Genomic DNA, 20,390 nt, shown 5'->3' on the forward strand with positions numbered 1-20,390 from the left:
TTTGGGGCTGTCCCGCCAGCAGAACAAATTCACGCCTTATCGACATAGTGCTGCGCTCCGGCCAAGGCATCACTCGATCTCCCGATTCGATGAAGCCCTTAAGCCTAAATGCGTTACCTATGTCTCCCGACACCCGTTACCTATGTCCCCCGGCTGAACACGGAGCACACCCTACCAAGGCGCACTGCGTCTGCTTTACGCGAACCTACCGAAATCCGGTTTGCGCCGTTGCATAAACGCTGACAACGCTTCAATCGCCTCTGGCGAGCGCAGACGTTGGTTGAACAGTGCCCCCTCCTCGGCAATTACCTGGCGCAGGTGTTCACGGCCCGGTCCACGCATCAATTGCTTGCTCACTTCCACTGCCTTGGGCGGCAAGTGCAGGAAGCGTTTGGCCATTTCCCTGGCTTTGGTCAGGGTGGCTGCGCCATTTTCCAGGGCCTGATTGGCAATGCCCCATTCGGCCGCCTGCGCGCCGGTAAACGCTTCCCCAAGCAGCAACAGCTCGGCTGCTTTGGCGTGGCCGAGCATCTGCGGCAGGATAAAACTCGAGCCATATTCCGGGCACAGACCGAGCGCCACAAAGGGCATTTTCAGCGTAGCGTCCTGGCTTACGTACACCAGGTCGCAGTGCAGCAGCAACGTGGTGCCAATGCCCACGGCGGGGCCCGCCACGGCAGCGACCACGGGCTTTTTCATGTCGAACAGGGCCTGCATAAAGGCGAACACCGGGCTGTCCATGCCGGTGGTTGGCTCCTGCAGAAAGTCGGCGATGTCGTTGCCGCTGGTGAAGCATTGTTCACCACCGCAAATCAGCACCGCGCGTACGCTCGGGTCGCTGTCGGCGTCTTCGAGCACTTGGGCCATGCGGCTGTACATGGCGCGGGTGAGCGCGTTTTTCTTATCGAGACGGTGCAGGCGCAGGGTCAACAGGCCCTCTTCGCGCTCCACCAGTACATGTTCGCTCATAACCATCCTCACGCATGGGGCAAGAACAGGTCGGCGTACATTTGATTGCGCGGCAGACCTGCCAGATAGAGCCGGCGCGAGAAGGTTTCGATACTGGCCGGCTGGCCGCAGAGTAAGGCGAGGGTTTGCCGCGAAACAAGGCGTAGTTCGGCCAAAGCGGCTGGCAACTCGGCCGCTTCCACCCGTTCGATTTGCAGCTGCGGATGGCCCGCCGCCAGCGCCTGCAATTCGGTGGCGAGGTAGTGCTCGCTGCTGTGGGCGGCCACGTGCACAAGGCGAATGTTGCCCTGGTGATCCTGGCGCAAAGCATCGCGCAGCAGGCCATATAACGGTGCCAGGCCAGTGCCCGCGCCCATCAACAGCAGCGGTCGTTGTTGCCAGTTGGGGTCGTAGTGCAAGGCGCCGCCGCGCAGTTCGCCCAGGCGCAAGGTGTCGCCCGCCTGGAATTGGCGCGCTGCATCGCTGAAGGCACCGCTGTGGCGACAGTCGATATGAAACTCCAGCCACGGGTCTTCGCCTGCCAGGCTGGCCAACGAGTAAGGCCGGGCGATGCCGCTGGCGGTCCATAACAGCAGGTGCTGGCCGGCGCGATAACGCAGCGGCCGCTCGGGCGCCAACCGCAGTCGCAGCACGTTGGGGCTGGGCCAATCGACGCTGGCAATGGTGGCCGGCAGCCCGTCGCGAACGGGGTCGAACACCTCGACGTTGAGGTCATCCACCACCCGGCATTGGCAAGCCAGGCGCCACCCCTGCGCACGTTGGGCGGCGCTTAATGCATCAGGGTTGTTATCCAGCGGCTCGCCACTCACGCAGCGCACCATGCAAGCATGGCAACTGCCAGCGCGGCAGCTGTAGGGCACGGCGATCCCAGCTGCGAGCAAGGCATCGAGCAGATTGCTGCCAGGGTTTACCGGGTACGCCTGCCCCGCTACGCGCAGCTCAGGCACCACTGCTCTCCCAGGCCGCGTGGCAGCAATTGCGCCCACTGTGCTTGGCTCGGTACAGCGCCTGGTCGGCACGGTGCAGGGCTTCGTCCAGATCGTCGCCGGCTTCGAGCAAGGTCATGCCGGCGGAGAGGCTGATGCTGTGCACTTTCACGCCCACCGGTTCGGCACTGGCAAAGGCTTCGCGCAGGCGTTCGCAGCAGGCGGTGAGTTGGTCGGCGTCGGTGTTGGGCAGCAACAGCACAAACTCCTCGCCGCCGTAGCGCGCCAGTACATCGCCGTCGCGCAGGCAGGCCTGAGCCACGGTGGCGAACGTTTGCAGCACGCGGTCGCCGCTGGCGTGGCCGTGCTGGTCGTTGATGCGTTTGAAGTGATCGAGATCAATCAGCGCCAGGCCGTGCTGGCGATCCGGGTCGAGGCTGTCCAGCTCACGGGCCGCCAGGCGCAGAAAGTGGCGGCGGTTGAACAGGCCGGTGAGTTCGTCGGTGGCCACCAGGTCTTCGAGCTGGCGCATCATGCCGCGCAAGGTGTCCTGGTGGGCTTGCAGGGCGAAGCGGCGCTGGCGCATGCGTTGGCGCAGCGCCTGCACATAGCCGGCAAACAGGCTGAGCCAGACCAGCATCACCGCCAGCACGCCCACTTGCAGGGCGGCGAGTTGAGGGTCGGCCAGGCGCATCTGGAAACCGTCCCACAGGTTGATAAAGGCGAAACCAAAGAAGGCCAGCGCCGCGCAACGGGCAAATACCCGCGGGGCCAGCTGGAAAACGCCGAACAGCAAAATCAATAGATAGAAGACCAGCATGGTGCCGCGAGCACTGTGCAGGTGATACATCAGGTAGGTGTGCATGCCGAGGGCGACGATGACCTGCGGCTCGGTGAGACTGGGGTCGTTAAAACGCAGGTTGGTGCCGCTGATAAAGATGCCGAAGAACACCAACTGACTGAAGATCACCAGGCCGGCGCAGAGCAGCGCCGTGGAGAGTTCGCCCTGGTACTGGTCGCTGACGACCAACACCACGAACAGCAGCAACGTCAGGCCGTAAGTAGCCGCAGCCATGCCGAATCGCTTCAGCAGCAGGCTTTGCAGGGCTTTCTGGGTACCCTTCTTTTTAGCGCTGCTCATGGGCTCCGTCCCGTACTGGCATCGTGCCGTCACTGTACCTAGGTGCTAGCAAAAAACCTAGTACGCCCGTTCGTGCGTTAATCGACCAAGGTCTATTGTCAGCGGGTGCGCCAACCAGGCCCTGCGCGTTATACTGCCGCGCCTTTTTTGCCTTCCCAAGCCTGCTGGGCCATTGCCCCGCGCGCTTAGATGTTCCCGTGTTTATAGAGGAGCGCGCTGCATGACCGTGATCAAGCAAGACGACCTGATTCAGAGCGTCGCCGACGCTTTACAGTTCATTTCTTATTACCACCCCGTGGACTTTATCCAGGCGATGCACGAGGCCTATCTGCGCGAAGAATCGCCAGCGGCCCGTGATTCCATGGCCCAGATTCTGATCAACTCGCGCATGTGTGCCACCGGCCACCGGCCGATCTGCCAAGACACTGGCATCGTCACCGTATTTGTACGCGTGGGCATGGACGTGCGCTGGGACGGCGCCACCATGGGCCTGGACGACATGATCAACGAAGGCGTGCGTCGCGCCTACAACCTGCCGGAAAACGTGCTGCGTGCATCCATCCTTGCCGACCCGGCAGGCGCGCGCAAGAACACCAAGGACAACACCCCGGCGGTCATCCACTACTCCATCGTTCCCGGCAACACCGTGGAAGTGGACGTGGCGGCCAAAGGCGGCGGCTCCGAAAACAAATCGAAGATGGCCATGCTCAACCCGTCCGACTCGATCGTCGACTGGGTGCTGAAAACCGTACCGACCATGGGTGCTGGCTGGTGCCCACCGGGCATGCTCGGCATCGGCATCGGCGGCACGGCCGAAAAAGCTGCGGTAATGGCCAAGGAAGTGTTGATGGAGTCCATCGACATCCACGAGCTCAAAGCCCGCGGCCCGCAGAACAAGCTCGAAGAGATGCGCCTGGAGCTGTTCGAGAAGGTCAACCAGCTGGGCATCGGCGCCCAGGGCCTGGGCGGCCTGACCACCGTGCTTGACGTGAAAATCATGGACTACCCGACCCATGCGGCCTCCCTGCCGGTGTGCATGATCCCCAACTGCGCCGCCACCCGTCACGCCCACTTTGTGCTGGACGGTAGCGGCCCGGCCTCGCTGGAAGCGCCACCTTTGGACGCCTACCCGGAAATCGTCTGGGAAGCCGGCCCGTCGGCCCGTCGCGTCAACCTCGACACCCTGACCCCGGAAGAGGTGCAAAGCTGGCAGCCAGGCGAGACCGTGCTGCTCAACGGCAAAATGCTGACCGGCCGCGATGCTGCGCACAAGCGCATGGTGGAAATGCTCAACAAAGGCGAAAGCCTGCCGGTGGACCTCAAGGGTCGCTTCATCTACTACGTTGGCCCGGTTGACCCGGTAGGCGACGAAGTCGTGGGCCCGGCCGGCCCGACCACCGCTACGCGGATGGACAAGTTCACCCGTCAGATCCTCGAGCAAACCGGCCTGCTGGGCATGATCGGCAAATCCGAACGTGGCCCGATTGCCATCGAAGCGATCAAGGACAACAAGGCTGTGTACCTGATGGCCGTTGGCGGTGCTGCCTACCTGGTGGCGCAGGCCATCAAGAAGTCCAAGGTGCTGGCCTTTGCTGAGCTGGGGATGGAAGCCATCTATGAGTTCGAAGTGAAAGACATGCCGGTTACCGTGGCGGTCGACACCAAGGGCGAATCGGTGCACATCACTGGGCCTGCCATCTGGCAGAAGAAAATCAGCGACAGCCTGGCGGTTGAAATTTAAACGCCACTAAAGCGCGGTAAAAATACCCGGTCACGTGCCGGGTATTTTTTTGACGTCAGAAAAAACGATAAAAACGACAAGGACAATGTCATACACGACACCATAGCGAATGGCTTACAAACGGTAGTGGCAGGCTGACATCCCCATGGGTAAGATTGGCGCCACGGAAATGACGGAATATGCGTACAAACCCCCGGGGCAGGAACCCGGATCGCTACGGATGGTTGTAAACGCTTTGCTGCCTGAGTGCAGTCAACCCGAACCATCAAAGAGCGATTTGGTATGACCAGCAGTAGTCGTTTTGCGTCCCTCGTAGCAGCCGTAGCTTTTACCCTTATGGGCGCTCAAGCCCAGGCAGGGCAAGCCTCTGGCAACTTGGCCATCGGTATCACCATTACCTCCGCATGCGAACTCAGCAGCGGCAGCAACGGCCAGACAGTTCGCGTTGAGAATCACAATTGCGACGGCATCAACAGCTTCCGTGTTGACCGTGAGAGCAATGGCGCGCGCACCGAATCCCCGCTGAAAAGCAATGCCGTCAGCGACGTGAAAGGTTCCGAAACCGGCCCTACCATCGTTACGCTGTACTGGTGATTGTCCTACAAAAGTAAGCCAGGATGCCTCTTCGTAAGTTTTGTCCTACACAAATTGAGCGAAATGCTTACAGACTAACTGGGTAGTACATTCCTGACCGGCGTCTCAGACCTGACAAACATCGCGGCTTCAGCCGCGATTTCTGCAAACCGACGCTCCCCCACTACGACCGATTAGCCACCAAGCTCAACGGTGCCCGCTTGTCCTGCGGCTGCGCCAGATATCGGCAGCAGCTCACCCGCAGAAACGAGGCGAAGTTCACCACCTCGCCGCGGTAGTCCATCACTTCTTCGTACAACTTGCTGATCAGTTGGTTGGTGGTCATGCCATCGACTGCGGCAATCTCGCTGAGGATGTCCCAGAACTGGTTTTCCAGGCGCAGGGTCGTCACTACGCCGCAAATGCGCAGCGACCGCGAGCGTGACTCATACAGAATCGGATCGGCCTTTACGTACAGCTCACACATAAACCCTGCTCCTTTCAAAACGTGGCGGTGCAGCTTACAGCGTGATCTGGGTGCCGAGCAGCAACAGAAAACCCGCCAGCCAGTTCGGGTGCGCCGGCCAGGCCGGGGCGCTGACCAGGTTGCCTTCAATGTGGGCGTGGTCCACGGCGATTTCCACATAGGTACCGCCCGCCAGCTTCACTTCCGGGGCGCACGCCGGGTAAGCGCTGCACTCGCGGCCTTTGAGAATGCCGGCAGCGGCCAGCAGTTGCGCACCGTGGCAGACGGCGGCAATCGGCTTGCCGGCTTTATCGAAGGCTTTCACCAGGTCCAGCACCTTCTTGTTCAACCGCAGGTACTCGGGCGAACGGCCGCCGGGCACCACAAGGCCGTCGTAATCCTTGGCCTTGACCTTGGCGAAATCGAAATTCAGGGCAAAGTTATGGCCAGGCTTTTCGCTGTAGGTCTGGTCACCCTCGAAATCATGGATGGCGGTGCGCACGCTTTGCCCGGCGCTCTTGTCCGGGCAGACGGCGTGAACGGTATGGCCGACCATCTGCAGCGCCTGAAACGGCACCATCACTTCGTAGTCTTCAACGTAATCGCCAACCAGCATCAGAATCTTTTTAGCGGCCATCGGGGTGACTCCAGGCAGGTGAATAAGTAAGTGCGTGGCCAGTATTGCCGCGCCGCTTACGGGGCAGGTAATAGGCTAGTACTACCTGCTCAATTCGCCCTCAAAGCCCCAACGCACCCCAAAAACCTGGTTCGCTTTTCCGCTCCCCTTCTGCCGTGAAGCGCTGCGCGGCCTGAAATTCGTGGGTGGCGCCGATCTCTTTTTCGGCGAGGCTCGCCGACACCAACTGCAGCGGGCCGTCGCCCAGGGTGGTGGTGCCCTCCGCCACCGGCGGCGGATTGAGTTCGTCGTAGCGCAGGTAATAAGTGCCACCGGCGCCTACATCCAGATTGAAACCGGCGATGCGGGTGAAGTCGAAGGTGCCATCGGCCAAGGCAGTCCAGAACGAACCGAACAGCGGACGACGCATTTCCAGCGGATAGCTGGCCATATCCAGTTCGAGCACCAGGTAGCTGTTGCTGGGCAGGCTGCCGATGAGTTTTTTATTGAGGAACAACCCCGGGGCTTCGATCTCCTGATCGGCCCAGTCGCTCTGTGGGCGATAGAGATAGACCAGCGCATGGTCTTCATCGCTCAGCGCATGGGGGGTGAAGAGCGGGCCGTCGTTGGTGTCGAGAAAGGCACCGGGAGAAGAGCAGCCGGCCAGGCACAGCAGCAGAAAAACAACGAGTGGGTGATGTCGGCTCAAGCGCGCATTCCTCTTCTGGTTATGGCGCTGAGGATAGCGAGGGCGGCGCTGAAGAACACCCGACAAAAGGCTGGGATCACCGTTTGTAGGTATGGAGGCTGAAGCCTCTCCTACACCCAACCACGAGCACCTGTAGGAGAGGCTTCGGCCTCGATTAACCCTCAGTCATTTGCGCCGATCCAGCAGATTCACCACCAACCGATCCATCCAGCCCCACAACCGCTGCTGCACGCGCTTCCACAACGGTCGCGACTTCCACAGTTCCAGGGTGATTTCCTTGCTCTGACCGAAGTCGTTGCTAAAGCTCTGCACCACCGCAGCGGTCAGCGGCGGCTCTACCGCTTCCAGATTGGCCTCGAGGTTGAAGCGCAGATTCCAGTGGTCGAAGTTGCATGAGCCGATGCTGGTCCAGTCATCCACCAGCACCATTTTCAGGTGCAGAAAACACGGCTGGTATTCGAAGATTTTCACGCCGGCCCGCAGCAGGCGCGGGTAGTAGCGCTGGCCGGCAAAGCGCACAGGCGGGTTGTCGGTTTGCCGCCCCGTCAGTAGCAGTTGCACATCCACGCCGCGTTGCGCCGCCTTGCGCAAGGAACGGCGCACTTTCCAGCTCGGCAGAAAATACGGCGTCGCCAGCCAGATGCGCCGCTGCGCGCTGTTCAAGGCGCGCACCAGTGACTGCACGATATCGCGGTGCTGCATGGCGTTGGCATAGGCCACCCGCCCCAGCCCCGCGCCACCCACTGGAAGCATGGGAATGCGTGGCCGCGGGCCCGGCTTGAACGGCAGCCATGCTCGATTCTGTGGGTTAGCCAGCCATTGCTGTTCGAAAAGGTGCTGCCAGTCCTGCACCAGCGGCCCGGTGATTTCCACCATCACTTCGTGCCAGGCGCTATGGTCTTCGCCAGGTGTCCAGAACGCATCGGTAACGCCGGTGCCGCCGACAAAGGCCACGGCGCCATCGACCAACAGCAACTTGCGGTGGTCGCGGTACAGGTTGCGCTGCCAGCGCCAGATCTTGATCGGGTTGTAGAAGCGCAGGTCGATGCCGGCCTGCACCAGGCGCTCACGGTCGACAACCGAAAACGCCGAACTGCCGAAGCCGTCAAACAGGCAGCGCACCTGCACGCCCCGCTCGGCCGCTGCGCACAGCACCTGCACCAGCAAGTCCACGCACGCGCCGGACTCCACCAGGTACAACTCCAGCTCCACCTGGCGCTGGGCGCGGGTGATGCATTCAAACATTCGCGGGAAAAACTGCGGCCCGTCCACCAACAGCTCAAAGCCGTTATCGGTGCGCCACGGGTAGATTCGTCCCGGCATCAGGCCTGCTTCCTTTGCGGTTCAACCACGGTCGACTCCCTGCTTACCTTTCATTAGCGCACGGTAAAAATAAGTACGGCGCCCACCGGCACCGACCAACTGATCGTAGAAACGCCCGCCAGCTTGCGCAGCGCCTCAAGGCCGTCGCTGAGGTCGAAGTCTTCAACCTGCAGCACCAGCGGCGCGAGCGTCACCACTTGAAAACGTTGTTCATCCAGGCGGGTAACCAGCAACTCGGCCGTATCGGTTTGCCGCTGGCCATGCAGTTCGACCGTCAAAGGCAGGCGCAATTCCAACTGTGCACCGGGTGCCAGGGTGGTGATGGGCGCCAGGTCGATTTGCGCGGTAATCAACGCTTCGGGAAAGTGCTCGGTGTCGAACAACAGCGTGCGCAAACGCTCGTCACGCAGGGGGATTCCGGTGCTGGCCGAATCCAGCTCGACCCGCAAGGTGGCCGCGCCGCTGTCTTCGATCTGGCCATGCAGGGTGAGAAAACGATGCACCTCCGACAGCTTGCCGCCCTTGGTGGAGATAAACGAAAGGCGCGAGGACTCGTTGTCGAGGTACCAGCTTGCGTGTGCCGCTGGCAGCGTAAACGCAGCCAGGGAGAAGACTAACCACTTGAACATTGCGACTCCGGGTAACTGACTCAGGCGGCACCTTAACCGCCTGAGTCAGGCATGCAAACCCCGGATTAGTTCGAGCCCGCCGGCAGCTCTGCCGCCTGTGGCAGCAGTTGGCAACCTTCGCGCTGGCTCTTCCACTGTGCCGTCTGCGTGCTGCCCAGGCCGCGTGCGGTTACGCGCTTGTTGGCCTCGTCATCAAAAAAGCCGCTGATGGGGATAATCTGTTTGACGTAGCTCTTGCAGTAGCCGGCCTCGTTATCCATCACATAGCGGCACGAGCAATATTCCTTGGCCGACAGCGCGCCGATGATGCCGGGGAAGGCCGCCAGGTGAACGCGGTTTACCCAGGCCAACGCGGCCAGCGCGACCACGATAATGAGCAGCACAGTGCTAAAGGGACGACGTTTGATAAAGGCGCTCATCACTTGGCCTCCCGATTTTGAACGGCAGGGACGAATGCCGCCTGGGCGAGCTTCAACAATTCATCGTGCGAGTAGCTGTGGTCGCGGTCATCGGCGTACCGCACGATCACCAGGTTTTCCTTGGGCAGCACATACAGCGCCTGGCCCCAGTGGCCGAGGGCGGCAAACGTCTCATCGGGTGCATCCGGCCAGGGTTTGGCGGCGCCTGCTATCGGCGCGTTCAGCCACCATTGGCCGCCGGGAATGGCATCGCCTTCGGTTTCTTTCGACGGCTGATAGTTGGCGAACGGCGTGCGGTTGAAATCGACCCAGGCTTTGGGCACGAGTTGCTGTTCGCCCCAACGGCCATCACGTTCCATCAGCAAGCCGACCCGCGCCAGATCGCGCGCGGTCAGGTAGGCATAGGACGAGCCAACGAAGGTGCCGGCGGCATCGGTTTCCCAGACGGCGCTGGTGATGCCCAGCGGCTCGAACAAGGCCGTCCACGGGTAATTTTTGTAAGCCTCGGTACCGACCATGCCGCGCAACGCTGCCGACAGCAGATTGGCGTCGCCACTGGAATAGAGAAAGCGCGTGCCCGGCGTAGCGGCCTGACCAAAGCTGGCCGTAAACGCTGCCATGTCCGTGCGGCCACGGGTGTAGAGCATCGCCACCACGCTGGATTTCACCGGTGCGTATTCATAGCCCTCCTGCCAGTCCAGGCCAGAGGCCCAGTTCAACAGGTGCCCAATCTTGATGTCCGCGTGTTGGCTCATCGGCGGGTAGAACTTGGCCACCGGATCGTCGAGCCTGAACAGGCCTTTGCCGTAGGCCACACCCAGGGTGGTGGCCATCAGGCTTTTGCTGACCGACCAGGCCAGGTGCGGCGTGCTGGCCTTGGTGGGGCCGGCATAGCGTTCATAAATAATCTGTCCATCGCGAATCACCAGCAGTGCATCGGTGCGTACGCCTTTGCGGCTGTCGTCATCGCGCTGTGGAAATGCATAGGCCTCCAGCGCGGCAACGGCCGGGCTGGCGGGTACCGGGGCCACGGCCCAATCGGCAGCGGGCCAGGTTTCGGCGAAAGCCGGGGGCAAGGAACAGAGCAAACCGAGCGCAAGACTCAGGCGGCGAAAGGCAGGAGCGGGCATTGGGCAGCCTCTTGTTGGAGAAGGCGCCAACCCTAGCATGGGGCCGATGAACGGCAACAGCGCCGAACGCGCCGCACAAGACGACGCTTCGGCGCGAATAGTCAGCTGCCGCTTTCCTTACAAAGTGGCCAAGGCATTTTGCAGGCGCTTATCGCGCGCTGCGCGGGCGATTTCCAGCAGGCTGTTGTCGCGTTTCCACAGGTCTTGCCAGTGCGGCTCGCCGGCGGCCATGGCCGAATCGATTTCACCGCGCAGGTGATTGAATTGCTCGAATACGCCGGCCAACAGCAAGTGGGTAGCCGGCTCGTTCGCGCCCTGGCGAGCCACTTCGGCACAGCTGCCCAGCAACGCCAGCACGCGCAACTTCAACGGTTGCGGCCAGGCATTGTCGCCGGCCACTCCGTACAGCCAGGCCAGCAACGCGGTGAGTACGTGCAGGTCTTCCAGGGTGCGGAAGGGTTTGGCGTAAGCGTCCCAGCCATCTCCCGGCAGACGCTCGCACTGCGCCGCCTCCAGATACAGGCGGCCGTGGCTGACATCCGGCATCAACGACAGCGGCGGCAGCACGTCCACCCGCACGCCTGGGGCACCGTTGTAGGTCACGCACAAGGCCACTTGCGGCGAGGCGCCGGGTAACTCGCTGCGGGCAGCGACCAACAGCCAGTCGGACGCATCGGCGGCGGTGACAAAATCCTTGCGCCCCGACAGGCTCAGGCCCTCCAGGCGCACCTGCATATCGGCCGGGCGCACGCTGCGGTTTTCGGTGACGCACAGGGCGCCCAACGTCCAGGGCGCCGACGGCCAGAGCGCGCGCAATGCCCCCTGGTAGCCGGCCAGAAACGCCAGGCCCGGCGTTTGCGCCAGGCGGCCACCGAGCAACGCCAGTTCAAACGGCGTCACGCCCTCGCCCAGTGTGGCCAGCAGTGCCGCATACCAATCTTCCAACCCCGTCGTTGCAGGCAGGCGCTCGGCGCAGGCGAGCAGTCGTTGCCAGTACATAAGCGTGTCCTCGTTCACTGTCATGCAAGCATCACCAAAGGTTCATGGTGATGACACCGGGTATTCCTAGCCTGAGCTTGCCCAACAAGGTCGACCGGCTGCAACTCAATCAAGCCGGCTTATGGAGGCTACTCGATGTCTACACTCGCCCGCACTCGCGACACCACCGCCGAACGCCGTCTGCAGGCCGAGCGCCTGGTCGGCCCCCGCGCCCTGCGCGAAGCCCAGGCCTTGCGTTTTAGCGTATTCAGCAAAGAGTTCGACGCCAAGCTCAAAGGCGCAGAGTTGGGCCTGGATATGGACGACTACGACAGCCACTGCGCCCATATTGGCGTGCGTGACCTCAACACCGGCGCGCTGGTGGCCACCACCCGCCTGCTGGACCACAACGCCGCGCGCAGCCTGGGGCGTTTCTACAGTGAAGAAGAATTCAGCCTGCACGGCCTGGCCCATCTGCAAGGCCCGGTGCTGGAAATCGGCCGCACCTGCGTCGACCCGGCCTACCGCAACGGCGGCACCATTGCCGTGCTCTGGAGCGAACTGGCCGAAGTGCTCAATGAAGGCGGCTACAGCTACCTGATGGGCTGCGCCAGCATTCCCATGCAAGACGGCGGCATTCAGGCCCAGGCCATCATGCAACGCCTGCGCGAACGCTACCTGTGCACCGAACACCTGCGCGCGGAACCGAAAACCCCGCTGCCGAGCCTGGATCTGCCGGGCAACGTGATCGCCGAAATGCCGCCGCTGCTCAAGGCCTACATGCGTCTGGGCGCCAAGGTGTGCGGCGAGCCGTGCTGGGACCAGGATTTTCAAGTAGCCGACGTATTTATTCTGCTCAAGCGCGACGAGCTGTGCCCTCGCTACGCCCGCCACTTTAAGGCGGCCGTGTGATGAGCAAGGTGCGCCTGTACGGGCGCATCGCCAGGCTGTTGGCCACCGTCGGCCTCGGCCTGTTGGTCGCCGGCACCATGACCCTGGTGGAGCGCCTGCACCTGCGCAACGAAAGCCTCATTCGCCAACGTCTTACCCGCTGGTACCTGGCGCGCCTGAGTGCGGCCTTGCCGTTCACCATCGAAGTGCGCGGCAGCCTGCCCAAACAGCCAATGCTGTGGATCAGCAACCACGTGTCGTGGACCGATATCCCGCTGCTGGGCATGCTGGCGCCGCTGTCGTTTCTGTCCAAGGCCGAAGTTCGCACCTGGCCGGTGGCCGGTTGGCTGGCGAAGAAAGCCGGCACCCTGTTTATCCGCCGCGGCTCAGGCGACAGCGCCCTGCTCGGCCAGCAATTGCTTGCGCATTTGCAGCAACAGCGCTCGCTGCTGATTTTTCCCGAAGGCACCACCACCGACGGCCGCCAGCTGCGCACCTTCCATGGTCGCCTGCTGAGCAGCGCCATCGAGGCCGGCACCGCGTTGCAACCGGTGGCCATTCGGTATGTGCGCAACAACCAGATCGATACCGAGATCGCGCCGTTTGTTGGCGACGATGATCTGATTTCACACCTGCTGCGATTGCTCTCCAGCGATGTGGCCAGTGTGCGCATTCATTTGCTGGAGCCGATTGAAACCGTGGGTGCCTCGCGCAATGTGTTGGCCAAACAAGCGCACCGGGCGATCGGGTTTGCGTTGTTTGGCGAGACAGAGGCAGTGGAAGTGGAAGAGCAAGGCACCGACCTCGCGGCATAACCCGCCCCCGTAGGGTGTGCTATGCGCACCGTTGCGGTCGCCCAGCCAGCGCCATGGTGCGCGGAGCACACCCTGCAAGGGCATGTCAGCTCCGTAGCGGGGTGTACGACGGTGAATTCTGGGTCCCAGCCTGCGCTGGGACGACGGTGATGGTTGAACCACCCAGCGCAGGCTGGGATCCAGAATAGTGAGCCGTGCACGCCGGTGAGAGCTCGTCAGCTGCGTAGCGGGGTGTACGACGGTGATGTTGAACCTACTCCGTCATCCCAGCGCAGGCTGGGATCCAGAATGGTAAGCCGTGCACGCCAGTCGAAACCTACCCGATCTGCAACCGCGCAAACCTCTGCAACTCTGGATAAAACGCGTGAAAATCGTCGGTGAGCGGCTCGTACAACTCACGCAATTCCTCCATCGCCCCTTCCAGCATCTGCGGCCGTGACAGGCGCCTGCTCATGCCCAGCAGTACCTGCTGCAACACGGCAAATTCCTCGTAGCTGCCCAGCCAATCCTGCGCCGCCATGCGCGGGGCGATATAGGCCAGACGCTCGGGCAACGCCGGCTCGTTATCCAGCACCCGGTACACCCGCGCGGTGAACTGCGCCAGCGGCTCATCGGCATAGCGCCGCCAATGGCGGGCCAGGCAATGGTCGAAAAACAGGTCCAGCAGAATGCCGGCCGTCCGCCGCCGTGCTTGGGGAAAACGCGCCTTGGCCTGCAGCACCAGCGGGTGACTGTCGGTGTAGGCATCGATACGCCGGTGCACGGCAATCGCGTGCTCCACCGGCGCAGGAAAACGCCCGGCCAGCGGCCCTTTGACGAAATCGCCGTACAGGCTGCCCAGCAGTTGGGCCGGCTGATCGCCGCCCAGATGAAGATGTGCGAGGTAGTTCATGGGGCGAGTGTAGGGCCTTGCCAAGGATAAATCCCAGCCTCTGGATCACTGCTGCTGATGTGCACTATCGCCACGATCAATCTGTATATCGGAAGTCACCGATATAAAGTTCGCCGCAAGCCGATAAACACCCCGGCATCCATAGCGAAACAGGTGGTTTTCATCATGCCCATCGACCTCGACGAAATCTTCAAAGCCCTCGCCCACCCGGTGCGCCGCGACATGCTGGTGTGGTTGAAAGACCCGCACACCCATTTCCTGGAACAGGACCACCCGTTCGAGATTGGTGTGTGTGCCGGCAAGTTCGACCACAAAACCGGCCTGTCGCAGTCCACCGTTTCCGGCCACCTGGCCAGCTTGCAACGCGCAGGTCTGGTGACCAGCCGCAAGGTTGGGCAATGGAACTTCTTCAAACGCAACGAAGACGTCATCCAGGCCTTTATCACCCATTTGTACGACGCGCTGTAAGCCAGCCGCCTCGCCCACCTTCCGGAGCACACCATGCCCCTCGCACTTATCGTTCTGGCGCTATCGGCCTTTGCCATCGGCACCACGGAATTCGTCATCATGGGCTTGCTGCCCGATGTGGCTGCCGACCTCGGCGTGTCCATCCCCGGCGCCGGCTGGCTGGTGACCGGTTACGCCCTGGGCGTGGCCATCGGCGCGCCCTTTATGGCCATGGTCACCGCCAGCTGGCCGCGCAAGGCCGCATTGCTCGCCCTGATGAGCATCTTTATCGCCGGCAACCTCTTCTGTGCCCTGGCCACCGACTACAACATGCTAATGCTGGCGCGGGTGATTACAGCCCTGTGCCACGGTGCCTTCTTCGGTATCGGCTCGGTGGTTGCCGCCAGCCTTGTGCCGGCCAACCGCCGCGCCTCGGCAGTGGCCCTGATGTTTACCGGTCTGACCCTGGCCAACGTGCTCGGTGTGCCGTTGGGCACCGCACTCGGTCAAGCCGCCGGCTGGCGTTCGACCTTCTGGGCCGTGACCCTGATCGGCATCGTCGCGCTGATTGGTCTGTGGCGTGCCCTGCCGCACCAGCACGATCAGGAAAAAGCCGACCTGCGCACTGAACTGCGTGCCATGCGTGGTGCCGGTGTGTGGTTGGCGTTGAGCACCACCGTGTTTTTCTCCGCCTCGGTGTTCGCCCTGTTCACCTATATCGCACCGATGCTCGGCGAGGTGACTGGCGTGTCGCCCACTGGCGTGACCTGGACCCTGCTATTGATCGGCCTGGGCCTGACCATCGGCAATATCCTCGGCGGCAAACTCGCTGACTGGCGTCTGGGCACCACACTGACCGGGGTGTTTATCGCCTTGGCGATATTGGCCAGCCTGTTCAGTTTTACCAGCGAATCGCTGATTCCCGCAGAAATCACCCTGTTTCTCTGGGCCATGGCCGCCTTCGCTGCCGTACCCGCCCTGCAGATCAACGTGATGGCGTTCGGCAAAGATGCACCGAACCTGATTTCCACCCTGAACATCGGCGCCTTCAACCTCGGCAACGCCCTGGGCGCCTGGGTTGGTGGTGTGGTGATCAGCCGTGGCCTGGGCCTGACCGACGTGCCGCTGGCCGCCGCCGTGTTGGCGGTCATCGCCCTGATCGCCACGCAACTGACCAGCAATGCCCGTAACCAACTGCAGCCGGTGCTCGATTAAGCCCGGTTGTTCGAACCAAGCCGTACCTGGCAGTGACTGACTAACTAACGTTCCCGGAGATTTGTACCCATGGCGACTCTTTTCGACCCTATTACCATCGGCGACCTGCAACTGAACAACCGCATCGTGATGGCCCCGCTCACCCGCTGCCGCGCCGACGAAGGCCGCGTACCCAACGCCATGATGGCCGAGTACTACGCCCAGCGTGCATCCGCCGGCCTGATCCTCAGCGAAGCCACCTCGGTAACACCGATGGGTGTGGGTTACCCCAACACCCCGGGCATCTGGTCCGACGCGCAAGTGCGTGGCTGGAGCAACATCACCAAGGCGGTACACGCCAACGGCGGCAAGATTTTCCTGCAACTGTGGCACGTGGGCCGCGTCTCCGACCCCAGCTACCTGGACGGCGAACTGCCGGTAGCGCCAAGCGCCATCGCGCCTAAAGGCCACGTTAGCCTGGTGCGTCCGCTGAAAGACTTCGTTACCCCGCGCGCCCTGGAAACCGAAGAAATCGCCGATATCGTCGAGGCCTATCGCCACGGCGCGGAAAACGCCAAGGCCGCCGGTTTTGACGGCGTGGAAGTACACGGCGCCAACGGCTACCTGCTCGACCAGTTTCTGCAAGACAGCACCAACAAGCGTACCGACCAGTACGGCGGCTCCATCGAAAACCGCGCTCGCTTGATGCTGGAAGTCACCGACGCCGTGTTGTCGGTATGGGAACCGGGTCGCGTGGGTGTGCATTTGGCACCGCGTGCCGACAGCCATGACATGGGCGACTCCGACCGCCTGGCCACCTTCAGCTACGTAGCGCGTGAACTGGGCAAACGCGGCATCGCCTTTATCTTCACCCGCGAAAAACTGGCTGACGACAGCATCAGCGCTGAACTGAAAGCAGCTTTCGGCGGCGCGTTTATCGCCAACGAACGCTTCACCAAAGACAGCGCCAACGCCCTGCTCGCCAGCGGCGGCGCCGATGCCATCGCCTTCGGTATTCCGTTTATTGCCAACCCGGATCTGCCAGCGCGTCTGCAACAAGACGCACCGCTGAACGAACCGCACCCGGAAACCTTCTACGGCAGCGGCCCGGTGGGGTATATCGACTACCCGCGTCTGTAACGCGATTGGTTGACTAAAAACGCCCGGCGTAATGAGTGCGCCGGGCGTTTTTGCGTTTAAAAGGCCCCTCACCCCAACCCTCTCCCGCAAGCGGGAGAGGGGGCCTGATCGCGGTATGGCTCCCCTCTCCCGTTTGCGGGAGAGGGGCTGGGGGTGAGGGCTGGCCCCGACACCGGTCTAAATCTCACGTAACACGCTCCGTTCCCCAAGGCACCCCGCCTGGATATTGCTAGAATGCCCACCCTCAATCTGTATGCCGCCGCTGGAGCTGTTTCATGACCGCCGTTTCGTCCACCCTTTCGCCCACGTTGCAACTGGCTTGCGACCTGATCCGCCGCCCCTCGGTGACCCCGGTGGACGCCGATTGCCAGGCGGTGATGATCGAACGCCTGCGCGCCCTGGGCTTTGCCATCGAGCCGATGCGCATCGAGGATGTGGATAACTTCTGGGCCACCCACGGCGGCGAAGGCCCGGTGCTGTGTTTTGCCGGTCATACCGACGTGGTGCCCACAGGTCCCTTGCAGGCCTGGCAACACGCTCCGTTCGACGCCAAGGTCGATGAAGACGGCATGCTCTGCGGGCGCGGCGCCGCCGATATGAAAGGCAGCCTGGCCTCGATGATCATTGCGGTGGAGCGCTTTGTCGCCGACCACCCGAACCACAAAGGCCGTATCGCCTTTCTGATTACCAGCGACGAGGAAGGTCCGGCCCACCACGGCACCAAGGCGGTGGTCGAGCGCTTGGCGGCGCGCAAGGAGCGTCTGGACTGGTGCATCGTCGGCGAACCCTCAAGCACCACCCTGGTGGGTGACGTGGTCAAGAATGGCCGGCGCGGCTCGCTGGGCGCCAAGCTCACGGTGCGCGGTGTGCAGGGCCATGTGGCCTACCCGCACCTGGCCAAGAACCCGATTCACCTGGCCGCACCCGCGCTCAGCGAACTGGCTGCCGAGCATTGGGACGACGGCAATGCGTTCTTCCCGCCGACCAGTTTCCAGATCTCCAACCTCAACGCCGGCACTGGCGCCACCAATGTGATTCCGGGCGATCTGGAAGCGGTGTTCAACTTCCGCTTTTCCACCGAATCCACCGTGGAAGGCTTGCAGCAACGGGTTGCCACCATCCTCGACAAGCATGGCCTGGACTGGCATGTGGAATGGGCGCTGTCCGGCCTGCCGTTCCTCACCGAGCCGGGCGCGCTGCTCGATGCCGTGGCTGCTGGCATCAAGTCGGTAACCGGCCGCGATACCACGCCGTCCACCAGCGGCGGCACCTCCGATGGCCGCTTTATCGCCACCCTCGGCACTCAGGTGGTTGAGCTGGGCCCGGTGAATGCCACCATTCACCAGATCAACGAGCGGGTACTGGCCAGCGATCTCGATACCCTGACCGAGATCTACTACCAGACCCTCGTGAACTTGCTCGCCTGATGCTCGCCTGCCCCATTTGCAGCGCCCCGCTGCACGCGGTCGACAACGGCGTGGCGTGCCCGGCCAACCACCGATTCGACCGCGCGCGCCAGGGCTACCTGAACCTGTTGCCGGTGCAGCACAAAAACAGCCGCGACCCTGGCGACAACCAGGCCATGGTCGAAGCCCGTCGGCGCTTTCTTGAGGGCGGTCACTACGCCCCCGTGGCCAAGCGCCTGGCCGAGCTGCTGGCCGAACGGGCGCCCGCACGCTGGTTGGATATCGGCTGCGGCGAGGGTTATTACACCGCCCAGGTGGCCGACGCCCTGCCCGCTGCCGAGGGCTACGCGCTGGATATTTCCCGCGAGGCGGTAAAGCGCGCCTGCAAGCGCAACCCGCAACTCACCTGGCTGGTGGCGAGCATGGCGCGTATTCCGCTTGCCGATGCCAGCTGCCAGGCGCTGGTCAGTGTCTTCAGCCCGCTGGACTGGCAGGAAGCCAAACGCGTACTGAGCCCCGGCGGCGGGTTACTGCGTATTGGCCCCACCAACGAACACCTGATGGAACTGCGCGAGAAACTCTACGACCAGGTGCGCGACTACAGCGACGACAAACACCTGGCCCTGGTGCCCAACGGCATGCGCCACGCCCACAGCGAAGAACTGCGCTTTACCTTGAACGTGGACAGCGAGCAGGCCCGCGCCGACCTGCTGGCCATGACACCCCACGGCTGGCGCGCCAGTGCCGAGCGGCGTGAAGCAGTGATTGCCGCGCCGTTAAAGGTCACCGTTTCCATGCGCTACGATTGGTTTGAATCAGAGCGCCACGCCTGAGCGGCTACACACGGATCACGAGAGAACCCCATGCGCCAACCCGATATCGAAATCTACGTAAAAGACGCCGACCACAACGCCATCACCGAATGGCTGAGCGCGGCCCTGGGCCCCGTGTCGGCCTGGCGTCAGCAGGGGCAAACCTTCAAATGCAGCATCGCCAGCAGCGACGGCCCGATTCCGGTGACCTGGCTGCCCAAGGCCGTGGGCAAATGGAACAGCCTGTTTCTGGAAAGCGACATGACCTCGTGGGACGACGACCTGGCGTGCGCCCGCGCCGCCTTCGCCGCGTTGAACGTGGAAGTGCGCTGCGCGCCGGGTGGCTGGAGTGAAGAGGAAGCCGAAGAACAGGCCGACCGCTGGATTCGTATCAGCAGCGATGGCGAAGAGGAAATCACCTGGCACACCACCTAACGCGCTCCACTCTTGTAGGGTGTGCTATGCGCACCACGCGATCCATCAGCAATCGCTGGAGCCCATGAGCATTGAAAAGCCGTTTTTAACGCAGTAGCGCCGACGCGCAGCCGATCGGTTAGAAAACAAAAGCCCCGCCAGAGCGGGGCTTGTGTTTTCTAACCGAAGAATCAGCCTTTAACGACGTCTTCGGCCTGAGGACCTTTCTGCCCGTCGATAACGGCGAACTCGACGCGGTCGCCTTCGTTCAGGGACCGGTGGCCTTCACCGCGGATAGCACGATAGTGAACAAACACATCGGCGCCACTTTCACGCTGAATGAAGCCATAGCCTTTGGAATCATTGAACCACTTAACGGTTCCAGTCTCGCGATCAGCCATTACTACTTTCTCCAACTCGCATTTTTTTATGTCCTCTCAAGGAGGTATCGACGGATCAGTGCCAGCACGCCCGAAGCAGGTCGGCGCCGGCCAATTTCGTAAGCACAAAGCCTGCCAACGAATTCGGCACGCCCGACTGCAACGCCCGTCGTAGAGCGCGCCGCCTGGCTTTATCGGTTAAGTACGGACGTACAAAGTGATCGAGGCGAGGTTGCCCGCCTGTGGGTATCGGTAACATTTCGGTGCAGGCATCACGCGAAGGCCCCGGCAGGCAGCAACGCACTTCCCACGCCGTTTACCGTCATACCCGCGAAGACTGTGGTTTGGCGACCATATGTCTTTTGCCCGCACGCAGTTC

23 protein-coding genes are annotated in these 20,390 nt (G+C 62.3%); 10 read left to right on the forward strand and 13 right to left on the reverse strand.

Features of this window, described 5'->3' with window-relative positions; translation table 11 throughout:
* Window positions 1-195: 195 nt before the first annotated feature.
* The 3 genes from PKE98_RS10400 to PKE98_RS10410 are packed head-to-tail and all read right to left on the reverse strand — an operon-like array spanning window position 196 to window position 3,036.
* A complete protein-coding gene (locus tag PKE98_RS10400) occupies window positions 196-969 on the reverse strand; it encodes an enoyl-CoA hydratase-related protein (protein WP_271195222.1) in 774 nt (257 codons plus the stop codon).
* A gap of 8 nt (window positions 970-977) precedes the next feature.
* The gene (locus PKE98_RS10405; protein ID WP_271195223.1) at window positions 978-1,916 is read right to left on the reverse strand and encodes an iron-sulfur-binding ferredoxin reductase; all 939 of its coding nucleotides are present in this window, start codon (window positions 1,914-1,916) and stop codon (window positions 978-980) included.
* Window positions 1,909-3,036 carry a GGDEF domain-containing protein gene (locus PKE98_RS10410; protein ID WP_271195224.1) on the reverse strand — a complete coding sequence of 376 codons (1,128 nt, stop codon included), beginning with the start codon at window positions 3,034-3,036 and terminating at the stop codon, window positions 1,909-1,911. Before PKE98_RS10410 ends, PKE98_RS10405 begins: the two co-directional genes overlap by 8 nt.
* 220 nt (window positions 3,037-3,256) lie before the next feature.
* On the opposite strand from PKE98_RS10410, the gene PKE98_RS10415 reads away from it, so the two are divergent.
* Both PKE98_RS10415 and PKE98_RS10420 read left to right on the forward strand, forming a co-directional pair.
* On the forward strand, window positions 3,257-4,777 hold the full coding sequence (locus PKE98_RS10415) for a fumarate hydratase (RefSeq protein ID WP_271195225.1): 1,521 nt from the start codon (window positions 3,257-3,259) through the stop codon (window positions 4,775-4,777).
* Between the two features lie 282 nt (window positions 4,778-5,059).
* A complete protein-coding gene (locus PKE98_RS10420) occupies window positions 5,060-5,371 on the forward strand; it encodes a hypothetical protein (RefSeq protein WP_271195226.1) in 312 nt (103 codons plus the stop codon).
* A gap of 163 nt (window positions 5,372-5,534) precedes the next feature.
* Here PKE98_RS10420 and PKE98_RS10425 read toward each other — a convergent pair whose 3' ends face one another.
* The 8 genes from PKE98_RS10425 to PKE98_RS10460 form a co-directional block, all read right to left on the reverse strand.
* On the reverse strand, window positions 5,535-5,837 hold the full coding sequence (locus tag PKE98_RS10425; protein ID WP_271195227.1) for a ribbon-helix-helix domain-containing protein: 303 nt from the start codon (window positions 5,835-5,837) through the stop codon (window positions 5,535-5,537).
* Window positions 5,838-5,871: 34 nt separating this feature from the next.
* Window positions 5,872-6,453 (reverse strand): DJ-1/PfpI family protein, encoded by a 582-nt coding sequence (locus tag PKE98_RS10430; protein WP_271195228.1) that lies wholly within the window; start codon window positions 6,451-6,453, stop codon window positions 5,872-5,874.
* Window positions 6,454-6,553: 100 nt separating this feature from the next.
* Window positions 6,554-7,141, reverse strand: coding sequence for a DUF2846 domain-containing protein (locus tag PKE98_RS10435; protein ID WP_271195229.1), 588 nt, complete (start codon window positions 7,139-7,141; stop codon window positions 6,554-6,556).
* A 165-nt stretch (window positions 7,142-7,306) separates the two neighbouring features.
* Window positions 7,307-8,464, reverse strand: a complete 1,158-nt coding sequence (locus tag PKE98_RS10440) for a phospholipase D-like domain-containing protein (RefSeq protein ID WP_271195230.1) — start codon at window positions 8,462-8,464, stop codon at window positions 7,307-7,309.
* A gap of 53 nt (window positions 8,465-8,517) precedes the next feature.
* Window positions 8,518-9,093, reverse strand: coding sequence for a YceI family protein (locus PKE98_RS10445; protein WP_271195231.1), 576 nt, complete (start codon window positions 9,091-9,093; stop codon window positions 8,518-8,520).
* 65 nt (window positions 9,094-9,158) lie between these two features.
* Window positions 9,159-9,512, reverse strand: coding sequence for an amidase (locus tag PKE98_RS10450; protein WP_271195232.1), 354 nt, complete (start codon window positions 9,510-9,512; stop codon window positions 9,159-9,161).
* Complete coding sequence (locus PKE98_RS10455; protein ID WP_271195233.1) at window positions 9,512-10,642, reverse strand: serine hydrolase domain-containing protein; 1,131 nt, start codon at window positions 10,640-10,642, stop codon at window positions 9,512-9,514. The genes PKE98_RS10450 and PKE98_RS10455 overlap by 1 nt, the downstream gene beginning before the upstream one ends.
* Window positions 10,643-10,759: 117 nt before the next feature.
* Window positions 10,760-11,641: an acyl-CoA dehydrogenase middle domain-containing protein gene (locus PKE98_RS10460; protein WP_271195234.1), complete on the reverse strand. Its 882-nt coding sequence runs from the start codon at window positions 11,639-11,641 to the stop codon at window positions 10,760-10,762.
* Between the two features lie 135 nt (window positions 11,642-11,776).
* On the opposite strand from PKE98_RS10460, the gene olsB reads away from it, so the two are divergent.
* Together olsB and PKE98_RS10470 are read left to right on the forward strand one after the other, a co-directional pair.
* A complete protein-coding gene (gene olsB, locus PKE98_RS10465; RefSeq protein WP_271195235.1) occupies window positions 11,777-12,532 on the forward strand; it encodes an L-ornithine N(alpha)-acyltransferase in 756 nt (251 codons plus the stop codon).
* Window positions 12,532-13,326, forward strand: a complete 795-nt coding sequence (locus PKE98_RS10470; RefSeq protein WP_271195236.1) for a lysophospholipid acyltransferase family protein — start codon at window positions 12,532-12,534, stop codon at window positions 13,324-13,326. The genes olsB and PKE98_RS10470 overlap by 1 nt, the downstream gene beginning before the upstream one ends.
* A 316-nt stretch (window positions 13,327-13,642) precedes the next feature.
* Here the strand turns inward: PKE98_RS10470 and PKE98_RS10475 are convergent, their stop codons facing one another.
* The gene (locus PKE98_RS10475) at window positions 13,643-14,218 is read right to left on the reverse strand and encodes an acyl carrier protein phosphodiesterase (RefSeq protein WP_271195237.1); all 576 of its coding nucleotides are present in this window, start codon (window positions 14,216-14,218) and stop codon (window positions 13,643-13,645) included.
* A gap of 165 nt (window positions 14,219-14,383) precedes the next feature.
* Between PKE98_RS10475 and PKE98_RS10480 the strand changes: the two genes are divergently transcribed.
* From PKE98_RS10480 to PKE98_RS10505, 6 genes are all read left to right on the forward strand, one after another.
* Complete coding sequence (locus tag PKE98_RS10480) at window positions 14,384-14,686, forward strand: ArsR/SmtB family transcription factor (RefSeq protein ID WP_271195238.1); 303 nt, start codon at window positions 14,384-14,386, stop codon at window positions 14,684-14,686.
* A 33-nt stretch (window positions 14,687-14,719) separates the two neighbouring features.
* On the forward strand, window positions 14,720-15,880 hold the full coding sequence (locus tag PKE98_RS10485; RefSeq protein WP_271195239.1) for an MFS transporter: 1,161 nt from the start codon (window positions 14,720-14,722) through the stop codon (window positions 15,878-15,880).
* 69 nt (window positions 15,881-15,949) lie between these two features.
* The gene (locus tag PKE98_RS10490) at window positions 15,950-16,999 is read left to right on the forward strand and encodes an alkene reductase (RefSeq protein WP_271195240.1); all 1,050 of its coding nucleotides are present in this window, start codon (window positions 15,950-15,952) and stop codon (window positions 16,997-16,999) included.
* A gap of 275 nt (window positions 17,000-17,274) precedes the next feature.
* Window positions 17,275-18,426 (forward strand): succinyl-diaminopimelate desuccinylase, encoded by a 1,152-nt coding sequence (gene dapE, locus PKE98_RS10495; RefSeq protein ID WP_271195241.1) that lies wholly within the window; start codon window positions 17,275-17,277, stop codon window positions 18,424-18,426.
* On the forward strand, window positions 18,426-19,238 hold the full coding sequence (locus PKE98_RS10500) for a putative RNA methyltransferase (protein ID WP_271195242.1): 813 nt from the start codon (window positions 18,426-18,428) through the stop codon (window positions 19,236-19,238). The genes dapE and PKE98_RS10500 overlap by 1 nt, the downstream gene beginning before the upstream one ends.
* Before the next feature lie 30 nt (window positions 19,239-19,268).
* Window positions 19,269-19,652 (forward strand): hypothetical protein, encoded by a 384-nt coding sequence (locus PKE98_RS10505; protein ID WP_271195243.1) that lies wholly within the window; start codon window positions 19,269-19,271, stop codon window positions 19,650-19,652.
* A gap of 170 nt (window positions 19,653-19,822) precedes the next feature.
* Here PKE98_RS10505 and PKE98_RS10510 read toward each other — a convergent pair whose 3' ends face one another.
* Window positions 19,823-20,032, reverse strand: coding sequence for a cold shock domain-containing protein (locus PKE98_RS10510; protein WP_271195244.1), 210 nt, complete (start codon window positions 20,030-20,032; stop codon window positions 19,823-19,825).
* Window positions 20,033-20,390 lie beyond the last annotated feature (358 nt).

It is taken from the genome of Pseudomonas turukhanskensis (genome assembly GCF_027922365.1).
Classification (GTDB): Bacteria; Pseudomonadota; Gammaproteobacteria; order Pseudomonadales; family Pseudomonadaceae; genus Aquipseudomonas; species Aquipseudomonas turukhanskensis.